The organism is Polynucleobacter finlandensis, assembly GCF_018881755.1.
Taxonomy (GTDB): Bacteria; Pseudomonadota; Gammaproteobacteria; order Burkholderiales; family Burkholderiaceae; genus Polynucleobacter; species Polynucleobacter finlandensis.
This window is the reverse complement of record NZ_JACVPS010000005.1, coordinates 1-25,885: the sequence shown is the minus strand read 5'-3', so window position 1 is coordinate 25,885 and position 25,885 is coordinate 1. Positions and strand designations below refer to the sequence as shown.

28 protein-coding genes and 3 tRNA genes are annotated in these 25,885 nt (G+C 45.7%); 14 read left to right on the top strand and 17 right to left on the bottom strand.

Features of this window, described 5'->3' with window-relative positions:
* Positions 1-7 precede the first annotated feature (7 nt).
* The gene (locus ICN49_RS04625; RefSeq protein WP_216166262.1) at positions 8-1,474 is read right to left on the bottom strand and encodes a protein adenylyltransferase SelO; all 1,467 of its coding nucleotides are present in this window, start codon (positions 1,472-1,474) and stop codon (positions 8-10) included.
* Between the two features lie 57 nt (positions 1,475-1,531).
* Here ICN49_RS04625 and ICN49_RS04620 point away from each other — a divergent pair, with 57 nt between their 5' ends.
* Positions 1,532-2,014, top strand: a complete 483-nt coding sequence (locus tag ICN49_RS04620) for a PaaI family thioesterase (RefSeq protein ID WP_216166260.1) — start codon at positions 1,532-1,534, stop codon at positions 2,012-2,014.
* A 10-nt stretch (positions 2,015-2,024) separates the two neighbouring features.
* Here the strand turns inward: ICN49_RS04620 and ICN49_RS04615 are convergent, their stop codons facing one another.
* Together ICN49_RS04615 and ygfZ are read right to left on the bottom strand one after the other, a co-directional pair.
* Entirely contained in the window at positions 2,025-2,882 is an 858-nt protein-coding gene (locus ICN49_RS04615; protein WP_216166258.1) for an NRDE family protein, read from the bottom strand.
* A 13-nt stretch (positions 2,883-2,895) separates the two neighbouring features.
* Positions 2,896-3,888: a CAF17-like 4Fe-4S cluster assembly/insertion protein YgfZ gene (gene ygfZ, locus ICN49_RS04610; protein WP_216166499.1), complete on the bottom strand. Its 993-nt coding sequence runs from the start codon at positions 3,886-3,888 to the stop codon at positions 2,896-2,898.
* A gap of 98 nt (positions 3,889-3,986) precedes the next feature.
* Here ygfZ and mltG point away from each other — a divergent pair, with 98 nt between their 5' ends.
* The 6 genes from mltG to ICN49_RS04580 all read left to right on the top strand — a co-directional run bounded on the left by mltG (position 3,987) and on the right by ICN49_RS04580 (position 8,894).
* Entirely contained in the window at positions 3,987-4,991 is a 1,005-nt protein-coding gene (gene mltG / locus ICN49_RS04605) for an endolytic transglycosylase MltG (RefSeq protein ID WP_255535405.1), read from the top strand.
* Between the two features lie 19 nt (positions 4,992-5,010).
* A complete protein-coding gene (tmk, locus tag ICN49_RS04600; RefSeq protein WP_216166254.1) occupies positions 5,011-5,649 on the top strand; it encodes a dTMP kinase in 639 nt (212 codons plus the stop codon).
* Positions 5,650-6,801, top strand: coding sequence for a DNA polymerase III delta subunit-related protein (locus ICN49_RS04595; protein WP_255535404.1), 1,152 nt, complete (start codon positions 5,650-5,652; stop codon positions 6,799-6,801).
* Between the two features lie 11 nt (positions 6,802-6,812).
* Positions 6,813-7,601, top strand: a complete 789-nt coding sequence (locus tag ICN49_RS04590; protein ID WP_216166252.1) for a TatD family hydrolase — start codon at positions 6,813-6,815, stop codon at positions 7,599-7,601.
* Entirely contained in the window at positions 7,598-8,302 is a 705-nt protein-coding gene (locus ICN49_RS04585) for an ankyrin repeat domain-containing protein (RefSeq protein ID WP_216166250.1), read from the top strand. The genes ICN49_RS04590 and ICN49_RS04585 overlap by 4 nt, the downstream gene beginning before the upstream one ends.
* A gap of 76 nt (positions 8,303-8,378) precedes the next feature.
* Positions 8,379-8,894, top strand: a complete 516-nt coding sequence (locus ICN49_RS04580) for an ion channel (RefSeq protein ID WP_216166248.1) — start codon at positions 8,379-8,381, stop codon at positions 8,892-8,894.
* Positions 8,895-8,902: 8 nt separating this feature from the next.
* Here ICN49_RS04580 and ICN49_RS04575 read toward each other — a convergent pair whose 3' ends face one another.
* The 5 genes from ICN49_RS04575 to ICN49_RS04555 form a co-directional block, all read right to left on the bottom strand.
* Complete coding sequence (locus ICN49_RS04575) at positions 8,903-9,865, bottom strand: DUF3108 domain-containing protein (protein ID WP_216166246.1); 963 nt, start codon at positions 9,863-9,865, stop codon at positions 8,903-8,905.
* Positions 9,866-9,890: 25 nt separating this feature from the next.
* Entirely contained in the window at positions 9,891-10,502 is a 612-nt protein-coding gene (locus ICN49_RS04570) for a YqiA/YcfP family alpha/beta fold hydrolase (protein ID WP_216166244.1), read from the bottom strand.
* Between the two features lie 5 nt (positions 10,503-10,507).
* On the bottom strand, positions 10,508-11,407 hold the full coding sequence (gene glxR, locus ICN49_RS04565) for a 2-hydroxy-3-oxopropionate reductase (RefSeq protein WP_216166242.1): 900 nt from the start codon (positions 11,405-11,407) through the stop codon (positions 10,508-10,510).
* A gap of 52 nt (positions 11,408-11,459) precedes the next feature.
* Positions 11,460-12,437, bottom strand: a complete 978-nt coding sequence (locus ICN49_RS04560) for a 2-hydroxyacid dehydrogenase (protein ID WP_216166240.1) — start codon at positions 12,435-12,437, stop codon at positions 11,460-11,462.
* A 98-nt stretch (positions 12,438-12,535) separates the two neighbouring features.
* On the bottom strand, positions 12,536-13,477 hold the full coding sequence (locus tag ICN49_RS04555; RefSeq protein ID WP_216166238.1) for a 2-keto-3-deoxygluconate permease: 942 nt from the start codon (positions 13,475-13,477) through the stop codon (positions 12,536-12,538).
* A gap of 524 nt (positions 13,478-14,001) precedes the next feature.
* Here ICN49_RS04555 and ICN49_RS04550 point away from each other — a divergent pair.
* Both ICN49_RS04550 and ICN49_RS04545 read left to right on the top strand, forming a co-directional pair.
* Positions 14,002-14,607 carry a hypothetical protein gene (locus ICN49_RS04550; protein ID WP_216166236.1) on the top strand — a complete coding sequence of 202 codons (606 nt, stop codon included), beginning with the start codon at positions 14,002-14,004 and terminating at the stop codon, positions 14,605-14,607.
* Between the two features lie 141 nt (positions 14,608-14,748).
* Positions 14,749-15,474: a M48 family metallopeptidase gene (locus ICN49_RS04545; RefSeq protein ID WP_216166233.1), complete on the top strand. Its 726-nt coding sequence runs from the start codon at positions 14,749-14,751 to the stop codon at positions 15,472-15,474.
* On the opposite strand, the gene ICN49_RS04540 is transcribed toward ICN49_RS04545, so the two are convergent.
* Entirely contained in the window at positions 15,471-15,935 is a 465-nt protein-coding gene (locus ICN49_RS04540; protein WP_216166231.1) for a DUF4118 domain-containing protein, read from the bottom strand. The two genes, ICN49_RS04545 and ICN49_RS04540, sit on opposite strands and share 4 nt — an antisense overlap.
* 47 nt (positions 15,936-15,982) lie before the next feature.
* Here ICN49_RS04540 and ICN49_RS04535 point away from each other — a divergent pair, with 47 nt between their 5' ends.
* Positions 15,983-16,837 (top strand): alpha/beta hydrolase, encoded by an 855-nt coding sequence (locus tag ICN49_RS04535; RefSeq protein ID WP_216166230.1) that lies wholly within the window; start codon positions 15,983-15,985, stop codon positions 16,835-16,837.
* Between the two features lie 50 nt (positions 16,838-16,887).
* Here ICN49_RS04535 and ICN49_RS04530 read toward each other — a convergent pair.
* The 4 genes from ICN49_RS04530 to gltX form a co-directional block, all read right to left on the bottom strand.
* Positions 16,888-16,964 (bottom strand) — tRNA-Asp (locus tag ICN49_RS04530).
* Between the two features lie 54 nt (positions 16,965-17,018).
* A tRNA-Glu gene (locus ICN49_RS04525) sits at positions 17,019-17,094 on the bottom strand.
* A gap of 33 nt (positions 17,095-17,127) precedes the next feature.
* Positions 17,128-17,203: transfer RNA gene (locus ICN49_RS04520), tRNA-Ala, on the bottom strand.
* A 78-nt stretch (positions 17,204-17,281) separates the two neighbouring features.
* Positions 17,282-18,688: a glutamate--tRNA ligase gene (gene gltX / locus ICN49_RS04515; RefSeq protein ID WP_216166228.1), complete on the bottom strand. Its 1,407-nt coding sequence runs from the start codon at positions 18,686-18,688 to the stop codon at positions 17,282-17,284.
* Between the two features lie 58 nt (positions 18,689-18,746).
* On the opposite strand from gltX, the gene hslO reads away from it, so the two are divergent.
* The gene (gene hslO, locus ICN49_RS04510; RefSeq protein ID WP_216166226.1) at positions 18,747-19,712 is read left to right on the top strand and encodes an Hsp33 family molecular chaperone HslO; all 966 of its coding nucleotides are present in this window, start codon (positions 18,747-18,749) and stop codon (positions 19,710-19,712) included.
* A gap of 2 nt (positions 19,713-19,714) precedes the next feature.
* On the opposite strand, the gene ftsB is transcribed toward hslO, so the two are convergent.
* The 4 genes from ftsB to pyrG are packed head-to-tail and all read right to left on the bottom strand — an operon-like array spanning position 19,715 to position 23,901.
* Positions 19,715-20,020: a cell division protein FtsB gene (gene ftsB / locus ICN49_RS04505; RefSeq protein ID WP_216166223.1), complete on the bottom strand. Its 306-nt coding sequence runs from the start codon at positions 20,018-20,020 to the stop codon at positions 19,715-19,717.
* Positions 20,021-20,047: 27 nt separating this feature from the next.
* Positions 20,048-21,334, bottom strand: a complete 1,287-nt coding sequence (gene eno / locus ICN49_RS04500) for a phosphopyruvate hydratase (protein ID WP_216166221.1) — start codon at positions 21,332-21,334, stop codon at positions 20,048-20,050.
* Between the two features lie 32 nt (positions 21,335-21,366).
* Positions 21,367-22,230 carry a 3-deoxy-8-phosphooctulonate synthase gene (kdsA, locus tag ICN49_RS04495; protein WP_216166219.1) on the bottom strand — a complete coding sequence of 288 codons (864 nt, stop codon included), beginning with the start codon at positions 22,228-22,230 and terminating at the stop codon, positions 21,367-21,369.
* A gap of 9 nt (positions 22,231-22,239) precedes the next feature.
* On the bottom strand, positions 22,240-23,901 hold the full coding sequence (pyrG, locus tag ICN49_RS04490; protein ID WP_216166217.1) for a CTP synthase: 1,662 nt from the start codon (positions 23,899-23,901) through the stop codon (positions 22,240-22,242).
* A 105-nt stretch (positions 23,902-24,006) separates the two neighbouring features.
* On the opposite strand from pyrG, the gene ICN49_RS04485 reads away from it, so the two are divergent.
* From ICN49_RS04485 to ICN49_RS04475, 3 genes are all read left to right on the top strand, one after another.
* Positions 24,007-24,459 (top strand): DUF2147 domain-containing protein, encoded by a 453-nt coding sequence (locus ICN49_RS04485; protein WP_216166215.1) that lies wholly within the window; start codon positions 24,007-24,009, stop codon positions 24,457-24,459.
* Between the two features lie 10 nt (positions 24,460-24,469).
* Positions 24,470-24,658 (top strand): superinfection immunity protein, encoded by a 189-nt coding sequence (locus ICN49_RS04480; protein WP_216166213.1) that lies wholly within the window; start codon positions 24,470-24,472, stop codon positions 24,656-24,658.
* 143 nt (positions 24,659-24,801) lie between these two features.
* A partial coding sequence (locus tag ICN49_RS04475; RefSeq protein WP_500797042.1) for an aconitate B occupies positions 24,802-25,885 on the top strand: 1,084 nt, incomplete at its 3' end.

The following is a 25,885-nucleotide window of genomic DNA, read 5'->3' as shown; positions in this document are numbered from 1 at the left end:
TTGGACTCTAAGATGAGCAGCTTACTGAAATAGATTGCAGATGCTCTGCGGGGGCCTGTGAGTAACTCTCGTTTTCAGGCTGCTCATCAAAAGGCTTGTTAAGAATATTTAATAGCTTATGGACTTCAGAAAAATCATCTTGCTGGGCAAGTTCTATTGCATGTTGGGCTAAATGATTTCTGAGAACGTACTTTGGATTTACTGTATTCATGATCGTTCTGCGTGCTTCATCACCTAAAGACTCTTTTGCTAACCTGGTAAGGTAATCCTTCAGCCATAAATCAATGCCATCTCGATCAATAAAATGATCGCGCAAAGCAATATCTTTAACTAGGGTGCTCTTATCGATGTTTCCTAAACTTCTAAAGAGGGTGGTGTAATCCACGCGGGAATCGTGCATGAGTTGCAGCAAACGCTCAATCAATTCGATATCTGCCTCTTCGGAGGTATGCAAGCCCAGCTTATCTCGAAAGCTTTTTTGCCAAGCCGCTGCGTACGTTATTGGAAATTCTTCCAGAGCACTTCTTAGTAGTGTTTGGGCTTCTTCGTCAGAATGGCTTAGCTCAATCAAGGGCAACATTGCGCTGGCAAGGCAGGCCATATTCCAATGCATGACTTGTGGTTGGCGGTGATAGGCGTAGCGGCCAGAATGATCACTGTGATTGCAAATATGGTCGATCTGAAATTGATCCAAGAATCCAAATGGGCCATAGTCAATGGTGAGTCCTAGGGCGCTGATGTTGTCACTATTCAGAACACCATGACAAAAGCCAACAGCTTGCCATTGAGCGACTAGGGTGGCATTTCTGCTGGAGATACTTTTGAAGAGCTCAAGATAAGGAATTTTAGAGTTGCGACAATCGGGATAATGCTTGGCAATCAAATCATCCGCCAACTCTTTTAATCTCTCGGTATTTTGCAGTGATGCAAAGTGCTCAAAGTGCCCCACACGGACAAAGCTGGGTGCAACTCTGGCGCAGACAGCAGCAGTCTCTCTGGTTTCTCGTATAACCGGCATTTTGGATCCCACCACCGCTAAGGCCCTACTAGTTGGAATGCCTAAAGAGTGCATAGCTTCACTGCAAAGGAATTCTCTAATAGAAGAGCGCAACACAGCTCTGCCATCACCCATGCGCGAGTAAGCTGTTTTACCTGCTCCTTTAAGTTGCAGTTCTTGATTCGCAATATCGCCCAGCAAAATCGCTCGGCCATCACCCAGTTGCCCAGCCCACACGCCAAATTGATGACCACTATAAGCGCTAGCAATCGGGGCTGTAAATTGATTGGATTCTGTTTCGAGGGAATTTCCAGATAGAAGCTCAAGCCACTTGTGATCGGTTGGCAAATCATTGTTTGCGAGTGGAATATCGATCAGCTCTGCACAAGATTTAGAAAACGCCACCCAATAAGGGTCAGGAATCGGAGTAGGTGGGGTATGGCGAGCAGCGTCGTCGCCCTGAAGTGGGAATGCCATAGTGAAGCTATTCTAGGGGGAATTCCCAATCTGCGCCGAAGCCCCTAAAATAGCCAAATGGAAAATAAAGTTCAAATCAATCCAGCCACCCAACTAGCCAATTTGGGTGAAGAATTAAATGTCCCATTTTTGAAGTTATTGGGCGTCCGCTTTTTGAGTGCAGAAATGGGTAAGGGCGAGATTCTTCTGGCCTTAAAGCCTGAGCACACCAATACCTGGGAAGTTGCCCATGGCGGCGTCTTATTGACTTTAATGGATGTGGCTATGGCAGTCGCTGCACGCTCGGCTGATCCTGGTGATCGTAGTGTTGTCACGATTGAACTCAAAAATAACTTTATGCAGGCAGCCACTGGAATCTTACGCGTCAAAGCAGACACTGTTCGCCACACTGCCACGATGGCGTTTTGCGAGGCTAAGCTATACAACGATCAAGGTGAAGTGTGCTGTATGTCTACCGGAACTTTTAAGTACCTTAGGCGCTTGGCGACGCGTAACGCCAAAGGTGAGCGCGTAGTTAACGACGATCTACGCGAGCAGTAGACAATTCTTTTTAAACAGCTAGATTAGATCCTGGTGCGGCAGTCAGTGCACCGGTCACAACATCATGACCAATGGTGCCGTTAGCGTCAAAGCGTCGCTCAACCATTTCAAAAGTCCCATCTTTGCGAACTCTTAACACCGTACTTGAGCGAGTGCCATATGCAGGGGTTTTAATAAATGCGGGGGAGAGTGCTTTTTCCCAGTCTTTGCTGACTCCGGTACTTGGTAACTCATGATCGCTGGCTTCATGAGTATCGGCCAAGAGCTTTAAGTAATGATCCGCATTTTTTAACTGACCACTATCCATGGCCAAGGTCTGAGCAAAAGCAGCTACACGGTGATTTACTTTTGGCCAAGGGGTATCCAGCATTGCATTGGAAAGCCCATACACACCTGGATTTAAGGCTTGCTCAGGAAAAATCTTTCGGGGGCGGATATTTTGACCCATCATCAGGCGATTGCTGACCCAGTGCATTTCTGCATTTGCTGGATCACTCAGATCTGCCATTAATAAATTAAAGCCGTTGTATTGTTGAAAGCGCTTTGCATTGGATTGAATGAACTCATTAGGGCGATCCTTGCCTGTGAGATACATCGAAGATAGCTCTCCCCGCGTTCTCGCATCCGGCTTCTTTTCACTGGGGGCTCGCACATTAGTGAGTGCTGCAAAGCGACCTGTTTTTGAAAAGCCTAGCCATGTCCCTGGGCTGCCCAACACATCAGCCTTGTCTTTGCCTGCTAGTACATGGGGGTGGTCTGCCCACCAATTCATTTGCTCGGTATCGCGTTCGTAGAATTCGTCACGATTGGCAGCCACCACCAATGGGTAGTCTGGGTGTGATTTCCAAGCGAATAAGATCAGGCACATATGAGTTAAGGATCTATATCTCGATCAGTTGATAGGGTAGTAAGCTCATTTTTAACACAGGTCCAGCCACACTACCTAGATGAATTTCTCCATACTCCAGAGCCTCTAGCTTGCACTCTATCTGTAGCTTGATGGAATCAGGCTCTTGGGGATCAATCGCGGAAAGGACCACCATACCGGCTGGTTGTGAAGCGTCATCAGAATGGAATAACTCAACCCCTGGGGCGTAGCTTATCGAGTTCGATAAATCTATGTTGAACCCCGCTATTTGCAAGCGTCGTTTAATCACACCACGATATTGGCTGCGCGCAACGATTTCTTGACCTGGATAACAACCCTTTTTAAAGTCGACTCCAGCAACGGATTCAAAATTAATCATTTGCGGCACAAATTGTTCTTGAGTGGCTAGAACGATTCTGGGAATGGCGCTCAATACTTCAAGTAAATTCCACTGCATGAGTGCAGCCCCATCAACTGAGTATTCAGAGGCATAGGGCGTCGCCATTAAAACTCGTGCAATTGATTGATCTTGATATAAAACATCGGGCATTTTCAAGGCCAGAGAATCGGTGGCATTGGCAGCATCAGCTTGAGAACCATAGAAGCCCGAGATATGCCAAGCATCAGATACATCGCTCACTTTAACTTTGGAGCGTAAGACGAACATTGAAAGTCGCTTGGCAGTACTGGCAGCAATATCTTTTGATATGAAAAGAGCAAAGCGATCCTCTCCCTGTTCACTTTGAGGTATGAGTGCAAGCCATGCACTTGCTAACAAGCGACCCTTGGGACTGCAGTAACCGACTAAACGGACGGCAGCGGGGCCCTCGGCAATTTTGCCTGGTTTTGATCGCTTTAAACCTAAGATTGAATTTGTGAGTTGATTTTGCAAAAAACTCGCTGCATCTACACCCTCAACAAATATCAAACCCCAGTGAGAAAGGGATGCATGTCCAAAAGAGGGGTTTATGAGAGAGTTTGGAGTGTTTTTGGGGGTAATTGTCATCACGCTTTTATCATAGCCTGATGAGCAGAAAATTTCACAGAAGACCACTTTTCACCCAAAAACAAAAGTCGGGGTTCAGGCTGCCCCCATTTCAAATAATGATTCTTGGTTTATTGGTCAGCTTGGTGCTGGTATATGGGGCGATATTTCTGTTGCCGGTCGTGCCAAGCCAATCAAATGCCTCAGATGGTTTGAGCTACCAAGTCAAAATTAAGCCTCAATCAGGGCTCACTGCAATTGCAGAGCAATTATCTGAACAGGGTTTAATGGTTTCGCCACTCCTGTTTAAGTTTGGTGCTGGCTCCTTATTTGTAGCTGGAAAACTTAAACCCGGCACATATTTGCTGCAATTACGCGGTAGCTTGGGTAAGGTGCTCATGCAGATGGCGCGCGGAGATAGAGTCCGAGAAAGTATTGCGATTATTCCGGGAATGACCATTTGGCAACTTCGGGCTTTAATCGACGCACACCCAGCCTTAATTCACCAGACCAAGGGCATGAGCTCAAAAGCACTTCTTCAAAATCTCAATTTGAGTTACCCAGGCGATGAAGGGCTGTTCTTTCCTGACACTTATGTATTTGATCCTGACGAACCTGACATCAACATCTATCGTCGATCTTCCCAAGCCATGCAAAAGCAGTTGGTCCTCGCATGGGAGAAAAAGGAGGTGCAAAGCCCCTTGAAGACACCTTATGAGCTCCTTATACTGGCATCGATCGTTGAGAAGGAGACTGGCAGACCGAGCGATCGTGATTTGGTGGCGGCTGTGTTTACCAACCGCCTCAATAAAGGCATGCTCTTACAAACAGATCCAACCGTTATCTACGGGATTGGCAGTAAATTTAATGGCAATTTGCGGAAAGCAGACCTGCGTAAAGACAGTCCCTACAATACCTACATGCGTAAAGGTCTTCCACCAACCCCGATAGCAATGCCAAGTAAAGAGTCATTGCAGGCTGCCGTACATCCAGCAGAAAGTGCTGCCCTATATTTTGTTGCAAAAGGTGATGGCACTAGCCACTTCTCAAAATCCTTAAATGAACATGAGGCAGCGGTTGATCGATATCAGCGCAGACCTCATCAGACTCCTGTAAATCCTTAAGTTACTTAAACTACCGAACATGAACATTCAGTACCCCGGATATTTTCTCAGCTTTGAAGGCATTGATGGTGCCGGGAAAAGCACCCACATCGAAGCGTTTGGCGAACTATTAAAGCAGCAGCATCCAAACCGTGAAGTGGTCATGACACGTGAACCAGGTGGTACACCTCTGGGTGAACAACTCAGAAAACTCTTGCTCGATGCGCCAATGAATCTAGAAACCGAAGCATTGCTGATGTTTGCTGCACGCCGTGAACATATCGCTCAAGTGATTGAGCCAGCCCTGCAAGCAGGCAAGATCGTGATCTCGGATCGATTTACAGATGCAAGCTTTGCCTACCAAGGCGGCGGTCGAGGCTTAAGCTTGGAAAAACTCAACGCATTAGAAATGTGGGTGCAGGGCAGAACTGACGGTGTCTTACTCCAGCCTAATTTGACTATCTTGTTTGATTTACCTGGTGCCATAGCAGAAGCGCGTCGCTCACAAGTGCGAGCACCTGATAAGTTTGAGCAAATGGATTTGGATTTCTTCGAGCGCGTCCGTCAAGAATATTTGCGTCGGGCTAAGGCTGATCCAAAGCGTTTTCATTTGGTTGATGCCACTCAAACACGTGAAGCAATTTGGGAAGAACTCAAATCACTACCGCTTGAGATCTAAATGAACCAAGCAATGTTTACTGAAACTAGCCAGTCAAAAGTTGCCCCTTGGCTAGCGCCCCTCTGGGAAAGTCTTGATCTCACTACGTTTCCGAATGCGATCCTGTTGCATGGACAGTCTGGCATTGGTAAGTTTGAATTTTCCATTGAGCTAGCTAAGGCTTTGCTGTGCGAGAGTTCAGCCGGGGGAAGCTCTAAACCTTGCAAGCAATGCGAAGCCTGCCATTGGTTTGATTCTGGTAATCATCCTGATTTCATTGCGCTTGTACCGGAGACCCATCGCAAGCTTTTGCCACATGGTGATTTTGAAGCTGATGGCGATGCTCCAAAGAAAACCAAGTCATCACGCGATGACTCAGATGGCGATGTAGCCGAAAAGAAAGAAAAGAAAAATATTTCCATCGAGGAAACCCGCAGTGCGATAGAAGGACTCTCTATCGGTACGCACCGCGGCGGCAATCGGGTGATTTTGATTTATCCATTGGAGATGTTACGTCCAGACTGCGCAAATACTTTATTGAAGTCTTTGGAAGAGCCCCCTGCAAATACGATATTCATATTGCTGGCTGATCGACTTGATCGAGTGCTGCCTACTATAAGATCGCGTTGTCGTTTGTTAAGTGCTCCTAGGCCAGACAGAATCTCTGGCTTAAATTGGCTGCGCACTCAACTACCGCGCATCAGCGGTGCAAAAATCACTGATGCAGATGTTGAATCGATTTATGACGAACAGGGTGGGGCGCCCTATGCAGTTTTTGACTCTTTAGTTGCTAGGCACAATAAAGATGAAAAAGATGAGCTCACAATTGCCATCCAAGCATCGCGTTATATTCTTCAGGCAATGTCACAGGGTGTGCGCATCAACTGGTTGGATGCTGCAGAAAAAACCAGTAAAGCGCAATTTTCCATCTTGCTTGCAACAATGCAACGCTGGGTTTCTGATGTGCAAGCAGTTAGCAATGGTTCTGCGCCACGCTATTACCCAAAACATGAGTCCGCACTGAAGACGCTTTCTCAACAAGCTCGCACACCAAAATTACTGCGTTTCTGGAAATCACTGCTACTGGCTCGTCGTTCTGAAAATCACCCCTTAGCAACCCGCATTCAGTTAGAAGCCTTGCTTTCTCAATATCAACAGATATTTGAAGACTAAAATGGCGGGTCATGTTTATAGACTCCCATTGCCATCTCGATTTCCCTGAATTTCAGACCCGCTTACCAGAGGTCCTGGCCAATATGGCCGAGGCTAAGGTAAAGAATGCACTCTGTATATCTGTGGACTTACCGTACTTCCCCAAAGTTCTCAAACTGGCGGAAGATTACCCTCATCTATATGCTTCAGTTGGCGTGCATCCGGACTATGAAGATACGCCTGAGCCAACGGTTGAATTCCTCGTTGAAACAGCAAAACACCCCAAAATCATTGCGATCGGCGAGACGGGCCTGGATTACTACCGAATGGGTGATCGCAGCTATGAATCGATGGAGTGGCAAAGAGAGCGCTTTAGGGTCCATATTCGGGCTGCAATTGCTTCGGGCAAGCCTTTGATCATCCACACTCGCTCTGCGTCTGTAGATACGCTAAAAATCCTTAAAGAAGAGGGCGCTGAGCGGATTGGCGGAGTAATGCATTGCTTCACAGAATCCTTAGAAGTGGCTAAAGCAGCTATGGAAATGGGCTTTTATATCTCCTTTTCGGGGATTGTGACCTTTAAAAGCGCAAAAGACCTGCAAGAGACCTGTCGACAGGTCCCATTGGAAAGAATGCTGATTGAGACGGATTCGCCATATTTGGCCCCAATTCCATATCGTGGCAAGATTAATGAGCCAGCCTGGGTCGCTAAAGTGGGTGAATTTGTAGCCAGCTTGAAGGGTGTTTCAGTAGAAAAGCTTGCAAATCAAACTTCAGAGAACTTTTTCCAATGTTTTCAAGTAAATAGAGATACTTTATGAAGTTGAATATTAAGTTATCTCATAGTATTGCCGCTTGTTTATTCGGCTTTTCCAGTCTTATTTACAGCCAGTCTGAAGATCAAATCACCAACTTCACAAAAGCAGCTAAATTTGACGATATTTCCGAGATTAAATCCCTTATTAAGGCTGGCGTAAGCCCAAATACGCTAGATCCAAAGGGAAATCCCATGCTTTTCTTGGCAGTTAAGGAAAATTCCTCAAAAGTCATCGATTATTTAACCAATTTGCCTGGCATTGACATTAATCTGCCAAACAAGAGTGGCGAAACCCCATTAATGATTGCATCCATAGAAGGTAATCTGCCGGTGGTTAAGTACCTGGTTTTGACTAAAAAGGCGGATGTAAACAACTCTGGATGGACTCCATTGCAATATGCTTGTACTAGAGGTCATCTTGAAGTTGCAGAATTCTTAGTAGCTAATGGGGCCAAAGTGAACGCACTGAGCCCAAATAATTCAACTGCCTTGATGATGTCCGTGATGTCGGGAAACGAATACCTTGTTAAATACCTTTTGGATAATGGTGCAGATCTCAAAATGCGTAATCAACAGGGGCTAACTGCAATCGACTTTGCTGATATATATACCAAGCCATGGATAGGAGACGGACTGAGATCTAGATGGGCAAAGCTTTACAAATCCCCATATCCAGAGGCTCCAAGCCGTGGTCCTACGAATTAACGATATATGCTAACTGCGTATAATCATTATTATGTCAAATAAGAAATCAACCCATATAAAGTAAAGCAAAAACACTATGGATTTCAGCATCTTCTCTAACCTGCCTAGTTTTAGCACCCTTTTTTCTGAGATTAATGCAGATATGGGAAATAGCCAGATCTGGTTCATCATCGTGGCTGCTTGCCTCATGTTGACGATTCATGGCGTTGCAGTTTTGGGTATTGCTGGTGCATTCCATGCCTTAGATCGCCATATGCAAAACAAGAAGATCTATGGGGCTAATTTCCTCTCGTATTTCATAGCAATATTGTTGATTGTCGGCAGTCATCTTGCCGAAATCGTAGCTTGGGCATATTTATGCGTGGCGTTAAAGGTATTTCCCACCAACCCCCAAACCTTCTATTTTGCCGGCGAGATGTATACAACCGTCGGGTATGGCGATTACAGCCTGTCAGAGCAATGGCGGATCCTACCAATCATTATTTCATTTTCAGGCATCTTTGCCGTGTCAATGTCGGGTGCAGCTATGTACTCAATGATGGGAACATTATTGGGTCACACAAGTCAGAAAACTCAGACTCAACCAGACTAACTAACGGATTAACCGGGTTTTATAGGGTTCTTTTGTTTAAATACTAGTTCTAGGACCCGTCCATTGGCCTCCTGGGAGCGAATGCGGCCCGGAAGCCATTCGAGGTCCTTGGCAAGCCAAATATCGACCTGGCGCTTGTATGGGTCGTTTTCACGTTGCATTAAGGCGTAGTGACGCACTGTCGTCTTCCCTAGGCTGGGCACATCATCAGAAATGGCCTCTCCATAACTTTTGAATTGCCACATCTCTAAGGTGTTGTAGTCAACTACTGGTAATGCCCGAATACTGCCGGCCTCATCTATCTTGCCATCACCATTTAAGAGTGAGGCAAATTGAAACAGCAGACTAAAGCGATCCTGAGTACCTGGCAATAGCTCTGGAGTGAAATCAGGCTTTTCAGAAAAGAACATCTTCCCCCCTCCTTTGTTGTCACGATCAAAACGAGAAAATCGAGGCGCATTCGTGCCGCGTTGTGTCCAGTAGATAGTCGGGGCGATACCATACGCATCGACCGAGCCACGCGATTCAAAAACAAACGGGCCAATAAAGGCGTATGGAATATTGACGTATAGACGATAGTTATTTCCCTCTACAATCCACTGCAGTTCTCCGGTCTGATATTTCTGACCATCCACATAAGCGTCGTAGTACAAAGTGCCTGAATCTGGCAAACGAAAAGCCTGGCCTTGTTGGTCTAATAAGCCGCCCTGCTCACTCGACTCATTCGCAGTGGTATTGCCTTGTTCGGAAGTAATGGGGGGCAGCTTTTTAGACGCCCTTGCTAGCTTTATTTTTTTGGGCAACTCCAGTAGCAAATCTGTTTTGATGATGAGTTCATCGGATACTGCACTTGGCAATAACGGCGACCAAAAAGGGATCCCAAAGAAAAGGACTAAATGCCCCAATACTGAAAGTATTAAGGCGGCAAAAATAACGCGCAGCGATCGACTGCTCAAGGATTTTTTCTTCACCTCTAAATCCAGTGGCAAATAAACCCTAAGGCTTTGCGTGTGTTGAGGTGCTAGGTTGAATAAATTTCAGAACCTGAGGGAGGTATTTTGAGTAGTCAGAGATGCCGTGATCGCCGCCCTCCAACACCAGCTGATGGGCGCCTGAATAAAAAGCAACCATCTCTTTCCAATCTAAGAGCTCATCACCTTTAGCAGCCATCAAGAAATATCTGGATGGGTTTGTTATAGCTTTCACCTGTAAAGCGTTTAACTCATCAATATATTCTGGACGAAAATCAAAGGGCTCTTCACTATCGTAGGCAGTCATCATGCCAACATGTGGCGCAAGCTCCCTTGGAGCCCTAACAGCAGGATTTAAAGCAACCGCCTTGCATCCATACTTCTCAGCAAGAAAATTGGCATAGAAACCACCAAGAGAAGATCCAATGACAACGATTTCATCTGCTTTTGACTTCTCGATATGCTCAATCACTACTTCCATGCTAGCTCTAGGTGAGGCCAGCAGTTGCGGGCAATACCACTCAATTGGATTGGTATTACTGGAAAGTGCCCCTAGGGCCTCTCCAGTCATCACAGCCTTGCTAGATTTTGGTGAGGAGCGAAATCCGTGAAGATAGACCGCCAGCAAGGATGACATTAGATTTATGACTTTTGACCAATTTCAAAGTTTGCCATCATCTCAAGTGCTTTGACCATTGCAGAATGGTCCCAAGCCTTACCACCATGTGCTGCGCAAGAATTAAATAACTCTTGTGCAGTAGCAGTATTCGGTAGCGAGACTCCCAATGCACGCGCACTATTCAAGGCAAGATTTAAATCTTTCTGATGGAGTTCAATCCGAAAGCCTGGGTCGAATGTGCGCTTGACCATGCGCTCACCATGAACTTCTAGGATTTTAGAACCTGCAAATCCACCCATCAATGCTTGACGAACTTTTGCTGGATCGGCGCCGGCCTTAGCAGCAAACAAGAGCGCTTCAGCAACAGCCTCAATATTTAAAGCCACAATAATTTGATTCGCTACTTTTGCAGTTTGACCATCACCATTGCTGCCAACCAGGTTAATGTTCTTACCCATTAAATCGAAAATGGGTTTAATTTTTTCGAAGACTTTTTCATCTCCACCAACCATGATAGATAGCGTCGCATTTTTAGCGCCAACCTCACCACCGGAAACTGGGGCATCGAGGTAGTCACAGCCAAGTGCATTAATCTTCTTGGCAAATTCTTTGGTAGCAATGGGCGAAATAGAACTCATATCTACCAAGACCTTGCCTTTAGATAAACCGGATGCAACACCATTCTCGCCAAAGAGAACTTTTTCGACATCAGGGGTATCGGGAACCATAGTGAAGATGATGTCCGCTTTTTGAGCAACCTCAGCCGCACTAGTGCATTGAATAGCTGAAGATTGTGCAATTTCAGCGGCAACTTTACTACGCGTATAGACAAAGACTTCATGTCCTGCTTTGACTAATTGGCCCGCCATTGGGGCGCCCATAATGCCTAGACCTACAAAACCTAACTTCAATTGATTGCTCATGTCTTAATACCTTTATTTATTATGCAAGTGCGAAAAAACAAATTCGTCTTTTTTATTTTAATACTTGAGGGTTGATGCAAGTTTGTGGAGCACCTCCAGCCAATACGCTGATCACGTTATCAATCGCAATCTTGCCCATTGCTAGGCGGGTTTGAGTCGTCGCTGAGGCAATATGCGGAACAATAACCACATTATCTAGGTCTGCAAGACCTGCGGCTAGCTTTGGCTCATCTTCAAACACGTCTAAGCCTGCTCCAAAAATAACCTTATTTTTCAGCGCCTTGACCAAGGCTTTTTCGTCAACTAGCGGCCCACGAGCAGCATTAATAAGAATGGCTGTGGGTTTCATTTTGGCTAACTCATTTTCACCAATATAGTATTTGGTTTCAGGCAATAAGGGTAGGTGTAAAGAAATATAGTCAGACTCTCTTAGTAAAGTTTCTTTATCTACAAAGCTAGCACCAAATTCCTTTTCAAAATCAAGGTCGCGCTGTTCATTGGTATAAATAATGGGCATATCAAAGGCCGCCGCTTTCCTGGCAAACTTTTTACCAATCCGCCCTAGACCTGCAACCCCTAAAGTTTTACCATCTACATCCTGACCAATAAACGCCATGGGCGCCCAACCCTCCCATTTATTTGCGCGAACATATCTTTCGGATTCAGAGATCCGACGCGCTGTTGCCAGCAATAAAGCCCATGCATGAGTTGCAGTAGCATCATCTAAAACCCCAGGCGTATTCGTCATTACCACGCCCCTTTGTGTGGCAGCATTCAAATCAAAATTATTAAAGCCGACAGCATAATTGGCGACGATTTTACATTGTGAGCCTGCAGCATCTAAAACCTCGCCATCCACTGCGTCCGTTAGCAAGGTAATAATGGCGTCTCGCCCTTTGACGGCCTTGAGTAGCTCTTCACGGCTTAATGCACGATCCAGTGGATTCACCTCAACATCATGAACTTTACGTAATTCCTCTATAGTCTCATTGGGAATCATCCGAGTGACATATACATTGGCTCTTGTCATATTTAGCTCCTAATAAATAAAAAATGCGCAAGCCGACAAGGCTTGCGCGATTGAATGCTATGGCTAGAATCTATCAAGCCATAAAGCACCTTGTAGACTTAACTATTTTCCGTTTTATTCTTATTTCTGCGGTAAATAAAGGCAGTCAAGATAGGCGTTAATACAGCAGTCACGATCACTGAAGCGGCAACTTGAACTGTAGCGATTGGAGCAATGGCAGCAAAAGTTGGGTCAGCCAACGCGACCGCTTGCGGTGTGCCTGTTGCGTTACCAGCGGTGCTCGATGCTGCTGCGCCTGCAACACCAGAACCGCCCAGCAAGCGATCAGCCAGAATACAGACAATGCCAGTAATCACCAATACAGAAATTCCCAGCATGATGCCAGGCAAACCAGCGGTAGTAACAGCCGTGAGGTTAATGCCTTGACCTAAAGTAAATGCCATAAAAGGGATGATGATTGGTTCATGTGAACCGAAGAAGTCTCTTAAATCTTCATCCAAGTTACCCAAAATTGCACCCGCTATGATTGGGGCAATAACGGAGAACATCGTCATCCAAGGAATAACAGCCAGGCCAGCGCCCACCAAAACGAGCATGGTGAGGAAGGGTCCAGTCTCAATACTTTGCGGAACATAAGTGCCTGCATCTTCTTTATTTCCAAAAGTACTGGTTAAGGCAAGGAACATACCACCGTTGGTGTCATTCATGGCGGCCAAGACAGCCAAAGTAGTTAAACCAAAAACATCACCATCAAAAAAATGGGCAACCGCAAGTGCCAGCGCAACAGCAATACCTACCTTTGCAAACATAATCCCAAAACCTCTTTTGAGCATCGTAGGTGCCGCATTTAAAGTCATTTTTGTACCAACGGTAAAAAGGTACATGGCTAAAAAGGTTGGATAACCTTGATTGGTTAAGGCTTGCGTAAAACCGCCAATCTTCATGGCATTTGGCGCAAACGTATTGAGGAGCATGCCTAGAAACAGTGGCACCACCATTAACCCACCTGGCACTTTATTAATTGCTTGATATATTTTCATTGATTACCCTCCCTTTTCAGGAAAAAATACGATGTTCCAATAGCAAAATTTGCTTTTTTATTAGTTATAAACTTTGGATGAAAAGTTCTTCCACGCTTATTTAATCAAGTTGATTCTGAATTTATATTGATCTTGGTCAACATCTAGCGCAAACACCTAGAAGTAAATGCCAATAAAAAGCCCCATCTTAGATATGGGGCTTGCGGAACGGTAAGGGCTAGAATGAGTCTTACTAGCTACTTAAAAGAATGTAATTCTTTGAAAATCGCTGATCGACCTCTAATTGAGCGTCTTTAATATCTTTTACGAAGTTTTTGATCCAATTCATTGCTTATTTTCTCCTATTGCCTGTTATTAATAAGGGTTAACCCTTAAAATTATAATGGTAAAAATTCAATATTGAAAGAATTAAAACAAAAAGCTATAGGAATATGCATAGATTGCTTCAATAACTGCAAAAGGGGCAATTGCGCACGAAATTCTAGGCTAATATCGAAAAGTAATAATCGCCAAACAAGGAAGATATGATCATCAAATTAAGTAAAGCCACCCTGCTTGCCATTGCTTTAGTAGCAAGTTCTATGAATGCCATGTCACAAAGCGGCAAGACTGTATCAACTGACAAGCCGATGGTGATCGATGCTGCTGTCACTAGTAACCGTTACCAGTTGTACGAAGGCGATGTAACAAATGTTGATAAAAAGACTCGCACTATTACCTTTAAAAATAAGGAAGGCGAATCTAAGTTTGTGGCTGGTCCGGAAATCACTAATTTTGCCCAGATTAAAAAAGGCGATCACCTTAACGTGAGTTATGAACTTGCAGTGGCGATTGAACTGATTAAGACAAAAAGCAATGGTATTCGCAGCAAGGTTGAAACTGAATCCGTTACGAGCTCTAAAGCAGGTGAAAAGCCAGCAGAGAAGATTACCAATACAACAACGGTCATTGCTGACATCGTTGCCGTAGACCGCGATAAAAAATTGGTAGCTGTTAAAGGTCCAAGTGGGAAAGTAACAACGGTGTTTGTTAAGAACCCAGCCCTATTAAATGATGTTGCCGTAGGCGAGCAGGTCAAAGTAGTTTATTCCGATGCCATGGCTGCTTCTATTACCACTCCAAAGAAATAATCAGAATTGTTGCTTAAGAAGTAAATGCAGGAACAGTATTTAAGTTTTAAGCTGTATGCTAGCCTCGCTGTAATAGCCCTTCTCTCGGCTTGTGCCAACACCACAAGACCGGGAGCTGTTGGCGTTAACAGGTCTCAATTTATGATGATTTCTTCTTCTGAGGTAGATCGTCTCTCAGCAATTAGCTACAACGATCAAGCACAGAAGGCCAAAGAAAAAAATATTCTGGTCACATCCGGACCAACTTACGATCGATTAAAACGTATTGCCAATCGGCTCATAACTCAGACAGGAGAGTTTCGGGACGATACCCGCCAATGGAATTGGCAGCTTACCCTGATCGATGCCCCAACGCTCAATGCTAGTTGTGCACCTGGAGGAAAGATTACGTTTTACACTGGGATTATTGAGCAACTGAATTTAAGTGACGATGAAATTGCCGCCATCATGGGCCATGAAATTGCCCATGCTATACGGGAGCATGGACGTGAGCGCGTATCTCAAGCGATGGCGCAAAGTGCTGTAGCAAATATTGCAATGGCTGCGGCTGGTGGATATGGTTCAGCTGTGAGCGCTGCCAATCAGGTCGCACAATATGTACTAGTACTTCCAAACTCTCGCCAAAATGAATCTGAAGCTGATGCGATTGGTTTAGAGTTGGCTGCGAGAGCTGGATACAACCCTCAAGCTGCCATTAGCGTTTGGAAAAAGATGATTAAAGCAACTGATGGTAAAAAAACACCAGAGTTCTTATCTACGCACCCTTCAGGTGAAACGCGTATCGAACAATTAACAGCATTAATGCCTGCTGTTGAGCCACTCTATAAAGTTGCACCCAAACCAGATCAAGTGCAAAAGAAAATTTAACGTAATTGTTTGTTAGCTTTTTTCAATAGAGTGCGAATCTTCTGATCACCCTCAAGCATAAGTTTAAAGCGGGACTCGCTTACAAGGACGGCCATCTCGGCGTTATATTGCTCTCTACGCAATAGCTCTACTAAAACACTAGCAACGACAGTGTATGAAATATAGACAAAAAGCGTAGTGATGTCCCGCTGGTCTAGGACTGAGAACTCATTAAAAGGGGCAATAAAAAAGAAGATCAGCAGCGGTCCACTTAATAATACGGTCAGGATCGCCGGCCCAAAACCAAAGAAAAAGGCAATGACGATAGTATTAATTTGGAAGAAAAACAAGGGTAATGAGCCCTCAAGAACGGGATGAAGCGCATACCGTAAGACAAAAGCAAACATGACCCCTGCTAGAGCTATCAGGTAGCCGTAGCGTTTATTGGTGCACCATCTTTTAGCATTTAGATTATGTCTCATAGATGCGTGTATCCTAACCTAATTCAATATGAAAATCTTTAAAAACAATGTCTGAGAACGTTAATACAGCTCAAATAAAGAGCTTAACCATCCTCATTCCAGGCTTAAATGGTAGCGGGCTAGAACTTGGGCAGCTACCCCGCTTCCTGGAAAGTAATGGGCACGAAGTTCTGGTTCCAGAAATTGAGGGTTATCTATACGGCAGCCCTCCGGGTGCATATGAAACCTGGCTTAGTCAGATGGATATATTGATTGATGCCCAGCTAGAAAAATATGACTCTATCCATATCGGGGGGATTAGCATGGGGGCAACTCTGGCTCTAGCCATTGCCTCACAGCGCTCTGATATTAATAACTTAATTCTGATGTCTCCTGTATTGAAGTACGACGGGTGGTCAGTTCCATGGTATCGACCTTTGTTGGATTTCTTTTATCTACTGGGAGTTCGTAATTGGAAATATGCCGAGCGAGAACCCTACGGTGTTAAAAATTCTGAGCTCCGGCGTCGTATTGCTGAAAAATTTAAAACATCTGAAGTATCTGATGTTGGTGCTGCCACCATTACTGCAAGGCATTTACATGCGGCAAAAGGTTTGATGGCTTTTGCCGACGCCTATTTGTATAGCGTTACCAACCGCTTATTGATTATTCAATCTGTAGAGGACGATACTTGTTCGGTATGGTCTGCGAATAAAATTTTGCAGCATACCAATTCCGAGCTAAGGAGAGTGATCTGGCTCGGTAATAGCTATCACATCGTCACAATCGATAATGAGCGTGAGATCGTATTGAATGAGGTATTGAGATTTCTAGATCGCGCCGATGCTGCAAATCTTTCTGTAGATACCTATTACAGCGACCGCAATCTAAAAAAGTTGAAGGCAAGAGACGTAGAGGTATAAGCTCTTTCGCCCACAATGAAAAAGCCTCCCAATGGGAGGCTTTTTAAATTTGGCGGAGCGGACGGGACTCGAACCCGCGACCCTCGGCGTGACAGGCCGATATTCTAACCAACTGAACTACCGCTCCAAATTACAACGCGTACAACAAATGTCACTTACTACAACTACTAGCCAAAATCTTTGGCGTCCCCAGGGGGATTCGAACCCCCGTACTCACCGTGAAAGGGTGATGTCCTAGGCCTCTAGACGATGGGGACCTGGACTACTACTGCACTGCTTATTTTAAACCTTGGTGGAGATAAGCGGGATCGAACCGCTGACCTCTTGCATGCCATGCAAGCGCTCTCCCAGCTGAGCTATACCCCCTAAATCTCGCGATCAAACTACAAGACACTCAAAACAATCCAAGATTTTATCCTATTTTGCTGCGAATGCGCAAATTGCCTACAGGACTACCTTTGATAGGCGTTTCAGAGCTTCATCTTTACCCAGCACCACCAAGACAGAATCAATCGCTGGCGTCTGTGAGGTGGCAAATAAAGCATAGCGCACAGGCATAGCTAAAGCCGGCATCTTTAGTTGGTGCTGGGCTAATACCTGTTTAAAAGCGGCACCATAAGACTCTTTTTTGGGTTCGGCTAATTCGATTGCTTTGATCAGATCGACCAGAGCAGGCTTAATGGCATCGGGAATATTGTCAGCTAACTGTTGAGCACTATGTGATGGCGCCGGGAGATAGAAAAGTTTTGCACCTTCAGCAATTTCGATCAAGGTATTGGCACGATCTTTGAGCAAGGCAACTACTTGCACAAAATCGGGGCCATTTTCAGTATCAATACCCAATGCATGTGCGAATGGCTTTGTGGCCTCAGCCAATTTAACAGGATCAGCATTCTGAATATATTGATGGTTCAACCACAATAATTTTTCAGGATTATGCTGCGCGGGTGAACGCCCTAAGTTATCTAAATCAAACCAATCTACAAACTGTTCTTTGGTAAAGACCTCTGCATCACCATGAGACCAGCCAAGGCGAGCTAAATAATTGAGGATGGCTTCTGGCAAGTAACCTGCTTTTTGATAGTCGCGTACGCTCATCGCCCCATTGCGCTTACTCATTTTCTCGCCAGAATCATTTAGAACCGTTGGTAAATGGGCATACACAGGAGGTGTACCTCCCAGGGCTTTCATGATATTAATTTGACGTGGCGTGTTATTCACATGGTCGTCACCACGAATCACATGAGTGATATTCATATCCAGGTCATCTACTACTACGCAGAAGTTGTATGTAGGCGTTCCGTCAGGTCTTGCGATCACCAGATCATCTAGTTCGTCATTACTGATTTCAATTGATCCCTTAACGGCGTCCGCCCAAATGACAGAGCCCCCAATGGGATTTTTAAAGCGAATCACTGGCTCAACCCCCGCCGGTATTGCCGGCAAAGTTTTGCCAGGCTCAGGGCGCCATAAGCCGTTGTAGCGCGGCTTTTCTTTATTGACCATTTGCTGGTCGCGTAACTTATTGAGCTCATCTTCACTCATATAGCAGGGGTAAGCTAAACCAGCATCGAGTAATTGCTTTACAACTTCCCGATAACGATCGATGCGTTGCATCTGGTAGATGGGCCCTTCATCTAAATCCAGACCTAACCACGCCATTCCCTCAATAATCACATCAACCGCTTCTTGAGTTGAGCGCTCTAAATCCGTATCTTCAATCCTGAGAATGAAATCACCTTTATTGTGACGAGCAAATGCCCAAGGATATAAAGCGCTGCGAAGATTGCCCAAATGTATAAAGCCCGTTGGACTGGGGGCGAAACGTGTACGAATATGCATAAAACGCATTATCTCAGGTCAGTCAAATACCAGCTGAATTTATGAAAAACGTGGATACTTTCATCCTATGAACGAACTACTTGTATTTATGTGTGATGGCGCCCCTGTACGAGGGGAGATTGTCTCGATTGGGAGTGCCTGGCAGGCTGTTTTGGAGCGTCGTAACGACCCCCCTGCTATCCGTAAAATCCTGGGCGACTTTGTTGGTGCTGCCACGCTCCTAAGTGCTAGCCTCAAGTTTGACGGCACTTTGATTATTCAGGCGCAGAGTAAGGGCCCCATTCAACTCCTGGTAGTTGAGTGCAAATCCGACCTATCGATGCGGGCTACCCTGAAACTATCCGTTGATCCCTCTGAGATTGAGCCAGACGCAACGCTGGGCGAACTCTTGGATGCCAGTCATTCAGGCCGACTGGTCATTACTCTGGATCCAGCAGACCGCGAGCCAGGGCAAGCGCCCTATCAAGGCATAGTCGCCCTTCAGGAACATGCTGGCATGGTCATCAAGCCTGTCACAAGCGCTGCTGAAGCCATTGCTTTATATATGCAGAATTCTGAGCAGCTTGATACCCGTATCTGGTTAAGCTCGAATGAAACACACGTTGGTGGTTTATTGCTGCAACGGCTCCCGGATTCTGGAGGGCATGCGCACCTAGATCCACAAGAGGCTGCCGAAGGCTGGAACCGCATTCAGGCGCTGGGCGAGACCATTACAGATGAAGAGCTTCTCACTCTTACTCCCGAAGTGATTCTGCGCCGCCTCTTTCTAGAGGAGTCAGTTAACAGTGGTGTTCGCAGCTTTCCAGCACGCAAAATTCAATTTTCCTGCCGTTGCTCTCGCACTAAGGTTGCCGATATTTTAAGAATGTTGGGCGAGGAAGAGGTAGAAGACATCATTGCTGAGCAAGGCAAAGTAGAAACTGCCTGTGAGTTCTGCGGCAAGATGTATCAATTTGATGCAGTAGATTGCCGACAAGTTTTTAAAACAGATCTGCTAAGTGATGCAACAAGGCCGCCCTCAAGCGGTCATTAAGTCTACTGTTTGATGGTGGCAGGTTGTTGTGGCCTATCGTTAGGCAGAATTTGCACGAAAAACTCACCGTCTTTAATCATGCCGTGCTCAACTCTGGCCCGCTCTTCAATGGCCCGCGTGCCCTCTTTTAAATCCTTAACATCGCCTGATAGTTTGGCGTTTCTTAAGCTTAGCGCACTGTTTTTGGCTTCTTGAAGCTCCAGTTGTCGCTCCATCTCATATACTTTAAGCCATCCACCCTTCCCCAGCCACAAGGGGTACTGGATTGCCATTAGCAATAACAGCATTGAGTAGATGACAATCCGCATAGTCTATTGAAACGCAGTATTGCTTGTTTAGCGTTTGAGGTTATAGAAAACAGACTTGCCAGGGTAGCTAGCAACATCACCCAAGTCTTCTTCGATACGCAAGAGCTGGTTGTACTTAGCAATACGGTCTGAGCGTGACAGCGAACCTGTTTTGATTTGACCAGCATTGGTACCAACAGCAATATCAGCAATGGTGCTGTCTTCAGTTTCACCAGAGCGATGTGAAATCACTGCCGTGTAATTAGCGCGCTTCGCCATCTCGATAGCTGCAAACGTCTCAGTTAATGTACCGATTTGATTAATCTTGATCAGAATCGAGTTTGCAACACCCTTTTCAATACCTTCTTTCAGAATGCGTGTATTGGTAACAAAAAGATCGTCGCCAACCAACTGAATTTTTTTACCAAGCTTCCTAGTGATGTCAGCCCAACCATCCCAATCACTCTCATGCATGCCATCTTCAATAGATACGATCGGGAATTGATCTGCTAAGTTGCCGAGATAATCAGAAAACTCACTCGATGTCAGTTGGAGACCTTCACCGGATAGGTGGTATTTGCCATCTTTATAGAACTCACTCGCGGCACAATCCAGGGCCAACAAGACATCGTCGCCAGCTTGGTAGCCAGCACCTTCAATGGCTTTCATAATCGTTTGCAAGCACTCATGATTGCTCTTGAAATTCGGCGCAAAACCACCTTCATCACCAACCGTCGTTGGCATGCCTTGGGCGCCAAGAATCTTCTTCAGTTCATGAAAAATTTCAGCACCACAACGCAAGGCTTCGCGGAAGCTTTGCGCACCAACCGGCATGATCATAAATTCTTGAATATCCAAGCTATTGTTGGCATGTGCACCACCGTTCACGATATTCATCATGGGCACAGGCAATTGCATAGAGCCAGAGCCACCGAAATAACGATACAAAGGCAGGCCAGCCTCTTCTGCTGCTGCTCTTGCTACAGCCATAGAAACAGCTAAGGTTGCATTGGCACCTAAGCGAGCTTTGTTATGAGTGCCATCGAGCTCATTGAGCGTATGGTCTAAGAAAGCTTGCTCGCTTGCATCTAGACCCAGAATCGATTCTGCAATTTCAATATTAATGTTCTGGACAGCTTTGAGAACGCCTTTGCCAAGATAGCGCGCTTTGTCTCCATCGCGTAGCTCAATCGCCTCACGTGAGCCTGTAGAGGCGCCAGAAGGAACGGCGGCACGACCCATAACGCCAGATTCCAGCAAGACATCGCACTCCACCGTTGGATTGCCACGTGAATCTAAAATCTCTCTACCGATGATGTCAACAATGGCGCTCATCTCAATCTCCTAATTCCAAAATAAAATAAAAATTACTGAAAACTGTCTTCTAAGAATGAGCCAGTTTTCTTAACTACGGAATCAATGGCTACTAAAGATTCCAATAGTTCACGCATACGATTTAATGGCACTGCATTTGGGCCATCTGAAAGCGCTTTGGCCGGGTCTGGATGGGTTTCCATAAAGAGGCCGCTAATCCCCACTGCAACTGCAGCTCGAGCCAAGACGGGGACAAATTCTCGCTGTCCACCACTTGAATTGCCTTGGCCACCAGGTAGCTGTACAGAATGGGTCGCATCAAATACAACAGGCGCATGAGATTCACGCAAGATGGCTAAGCTACGCATATCCGACACTAAATTGTTGTAACCAAATGATGCGCCACGTTCACACACCATAAATTGATCGGGCAGATTTTTTTCTGCAGCCGCTACCCTTGCTTTTTCAATCACATTCAACATCTCGCGCGGCGATAAGAACTGACCTTTTTTAAAGTTCACAGGTTTACCGCTTTGCGCGCAAGCGCGAATGAAATCCGTTTGTCTGCAGAGAAAAGCTGGTGTTTGAAGAACATCAACTACCTTGGCGACCGGTTCAATCTCGCTGATGTCATGGATATCGGTCAGCACTGGCACGCCGATTTCACGTTTGACTTTAGCAAGAATCTCTAAACCTCTTTCCATTCCTAGGCCACGGAACGAAGTACCAGAGGAGCGATTGGCTTTGTCGAATGACGACTTGTAAATAAAGGGGATTTGAAGCGCGCTCGTAATCTCCTTGAGCTCACCAGCGATGTCAATCGCAGACTGCTCTGACTCAATTACACAAGGGCCGGCAATTAGAAAGAAGCGATGCTGTAAGCCAACTTCAAATCCACAAAGCTTAAATGTACTCATATCTCCCCCTTATGCAGACTCTTTGAGGTCAGCATCTTGATGTGTGAGTGCGGCCGTAATAAAGGCAGAGAATAAGGGATGCCCATCACGTGGGGTGGATGTGAATTCCGGATGGAACTGCACACCAAAGAACCATGGATGCATGGTGCTAGGAAGCTCCATCATCTCTGGCAAGGACTCATTAGGCGTTCTTGCTGAAATAATCAAACCAGACTTCTCCAGACGCGGAACATAAGCATTATTGACTTCATAGCGGTGACGGTGACGCTCATTCACCTCGGCACCATAAATACGACGCGCCAAAGTACCCTCTTTTACCGGACAGCGTTGTGAGCCAAGCCTCATGGTTCCGCCCATATCAGAATCATTGCTGCGCTTCTCAACGCGGCCTTCACGGTCAAGCCATTCAGTGATCAAAGCTACCACTGGGTTGTCGGTTTCAGGATCAAACTCAGTACTGTTAGCTTTCGAAATATTGGCAACATGCCTTGCAAACTCGATAACCGCTAACTGCATTCCTAAGCAAATTCCGAGATAAGGAATTTTGTTCTCACGGGCAAAGCGAATGGCCGCAATCTTGCCTTCAGTACCTCTTTTACCAAATCCACCTGGAACTAAAATCGCATCCAGATTATTGAGGCAGTCAATACCGTCTTTTTCAATTTGCTCTGAGTCAATGTAGGTAATGTTGACACGCGTTTGTGTGTGGATACCAGCATGACGCAATGCTTCAATTAAAGATTTGTAAGATTCCGTGAGCTCAACATATTTACCAACCATGCCGATTGTGACTTCATGCTGCGGGTTGGCCATCTGATAAACCAGATTAGCCCAAACAGATAAGTCGGCTGGTTTAGCTTCAATTTGCAGTTCGCGGCAAATCAAGTCATCCATACCTTGGGCATGCAACATTTCGGGAATCTTATAGATCGTATCGACATCCCAAACAGAGATCACAGCATCTTCACGTACGTTTGAGAATAAAGAAATCTTCGCGCGCTCATCCTCGGGAATGGGGCGATCTGCACGACATAGCAGAGCGGTTGGCATGATGCCAATCTCGCGCAATTTCTGGACGGAGTGTTGGGTGGGCTTGGTTTTTAATTCACCAGCGCTGCTGATATATGGAACTAAGGTTAAATGAACAAAGGCACAGCTATGGAGCGGTAAGCGCAGACTCATTTGCCTTGCAGCCTCCAAGAACGGTAGCGACTCGATATCGCCTACAGTTCCGCCGATTTCGCAGATGGCAATGTCAGCATGGCCATCATGACTGGCTTTAGCGCCCCGCTCTACAAATGCCTGAATTTCATTGGTGATATGCGGAATAACTTGAACTGTTTTGCCAAGGTATTCACCACGACGCTCTTTGCTAATGACTGATTCGTAAATCTGACCCGTCGTGAAGTTATTGCTCTTGCGCATCTTGGCAGAAACAAAACGCTCGTAATGGCCTAAATCAAGATCAGTTTCAGCGCCATCTTCAGTAACGAAAACCTCACCATGTTGAAGCGGACTCATTGTTCCGGGGTCAACGTTGATATAAGGGTCTAATTTTAGGAGGGTGACTTTCAGACCGCGGGATTCGAGAATCGCGGCAAGCGAGGCAGCTGCGATTCCTTTCCCTAAGGAAGAAACCACACCACCAGTGACAAAAACGTATTTGGTCATCGCTTAGGCTCTGTTGGAAAAAGTAATTATAACGATAGCGATACCAACTTAAGAAATTTTCTAGGCGTTAATATCTGCCCATCACCATGTTTAAATGGCTCAAAAATGAAGAAATTCCGAATTCAGATCTTTCCAGGCCTTCTGCTAATCGCCCTATTTGGGCTGCAGCCCTTATTCGCCCAAGATACGAGCGTGATTACGGGTGTGTGGAAGACTTTTGATGACGATACAAACCAGCCTGCAGCTTTGGTTGAAATCACCGTTAAAGATGGGGTTTATAGCGGCATCATTAAAAAACTCCTAGATCCAAGCGCCCTACCCACTTGTGAAAAATGCACCGATTCTCGCAAAGGTAAGCCGGTATTGGGCATGGAAATCCTGACTGGATTGAAAAAGTCTGGGGAATCCTATGTTGATGGCCGAATTTTGGATCCAGATGACGGAGAGATCTACCGTACCGAGATGAAGCTCAAGGACCAAGGCAGCAAATTGGAGGTTCGTGCCTATATTGGCATTCCTTTACTAGGCAGGACTCAAACATGGGTAAGAGAAAGGTAAATTTTCAAATATGCGCCTCTTTTTCGCCATTCTCATCACCATTCTCTCGCTTTTTTACTTCCTGCCCTTCGCCATAGCATTTAATAGGAAGCGGGCTAATACAGGGGCGATTTTTGCTCTCAATCTCTTCTTAGGCTGGTCCTTAATTGGCTGGGTCGTAGCCTTGGTCTGGGCACTCAAAGAAGAGCAAGTGATTTAAGCCCTTTTTTGGCACATTTTGGGCCAAAATCAGTAGTTAAACCCATACTCAGAGCATGCCCAAGCTACTACAATAGCCTTGATCGGGGTCAACTTTCCCGCTTGCCATTTTCTGTTGACAACACTTACCTCATAGGAAACACGATGTTAGAAGCCTACAACGCCCAAGTTGCCGAACGCGCAGCCCTTGGCATCCCAGCCCTCCCCTTAACCAAGGATCAAACAGCTCAGCTGGTTGAACTACTAAAAAACCCACCAAAGGGTAAAGAGGCTGAGCTTGTAGAACTGATTACTAATCGTGTTCCAGCTGGCGTGGATGATGCTGCGAAGGTTAAAGCTGAGTTTTTGGATGCGCTTGCAAAAGGCACTGTTAAATCCCCGCTGATCTCCAAATTGAAAGCTACGGAACTTCTAGGCACCATGCTGGGCGGCTACAACATTAAACCGCTAGTAGAGCTCTTAGTTGATTCTGAATGCGGCACAGCGGCTGCAGAAGCACTCAAGAAAACACTCTTGATGTTTGATTACTTTAATGATGTGCAAGAGCTTGCTGAAAAAGGCAACGCTAATGCAAAAGCGGTTATGAAAAGCTGGGCTGATGCCGAGTGGTTTACAAGCCGCCCTGCTGTTCCAGAAAACATGAAGCTCACAGTATTTAAGGTCACCGGGGAAACCAATACCGATGATCTCTCTCCAGCGCCTGATGCTTGGAGTCGTCCAGACATTCCTTTGCATGCAACGATCATGCTGAAGAACCCACGTCCAGGCATTGAGCCGGATGAGACAGGCGTTCGCGGCCCAATGAAACAAATCGCAACGCTACAGAAAAAAGGCAATCAAATTGCTTATGTTGGCGATGTGGTTGGTACAGGTTCTTCACGCAAATCCGCAACCAACTCAGTTCTATGGTGGACAGGTCAAGATATTCCATTCGTACCAAATAAGCGCTTTGGTGGTGTTTGCCTTGGTACTAACATTGCACCGATCTTCTTCAACACCATGGAAGACTCTGGTGCATTGCCAATCGAGTTAGATGTTTCCCAAATGAATATGGGCGATGAGATTGAACTACGTCCATACGAAGGAAAAGTATTTAAGAACGGTAGTGAGATCACTAGCTTCTCCCTTAAATCACCAGTGATTTTGGATGAAGTACGTGCTGGCGGGCGTATTCCATTGATTGTTGGTCGCGGCTTAACAGCTAAAGCACGTGCAGCATTGGGATTAC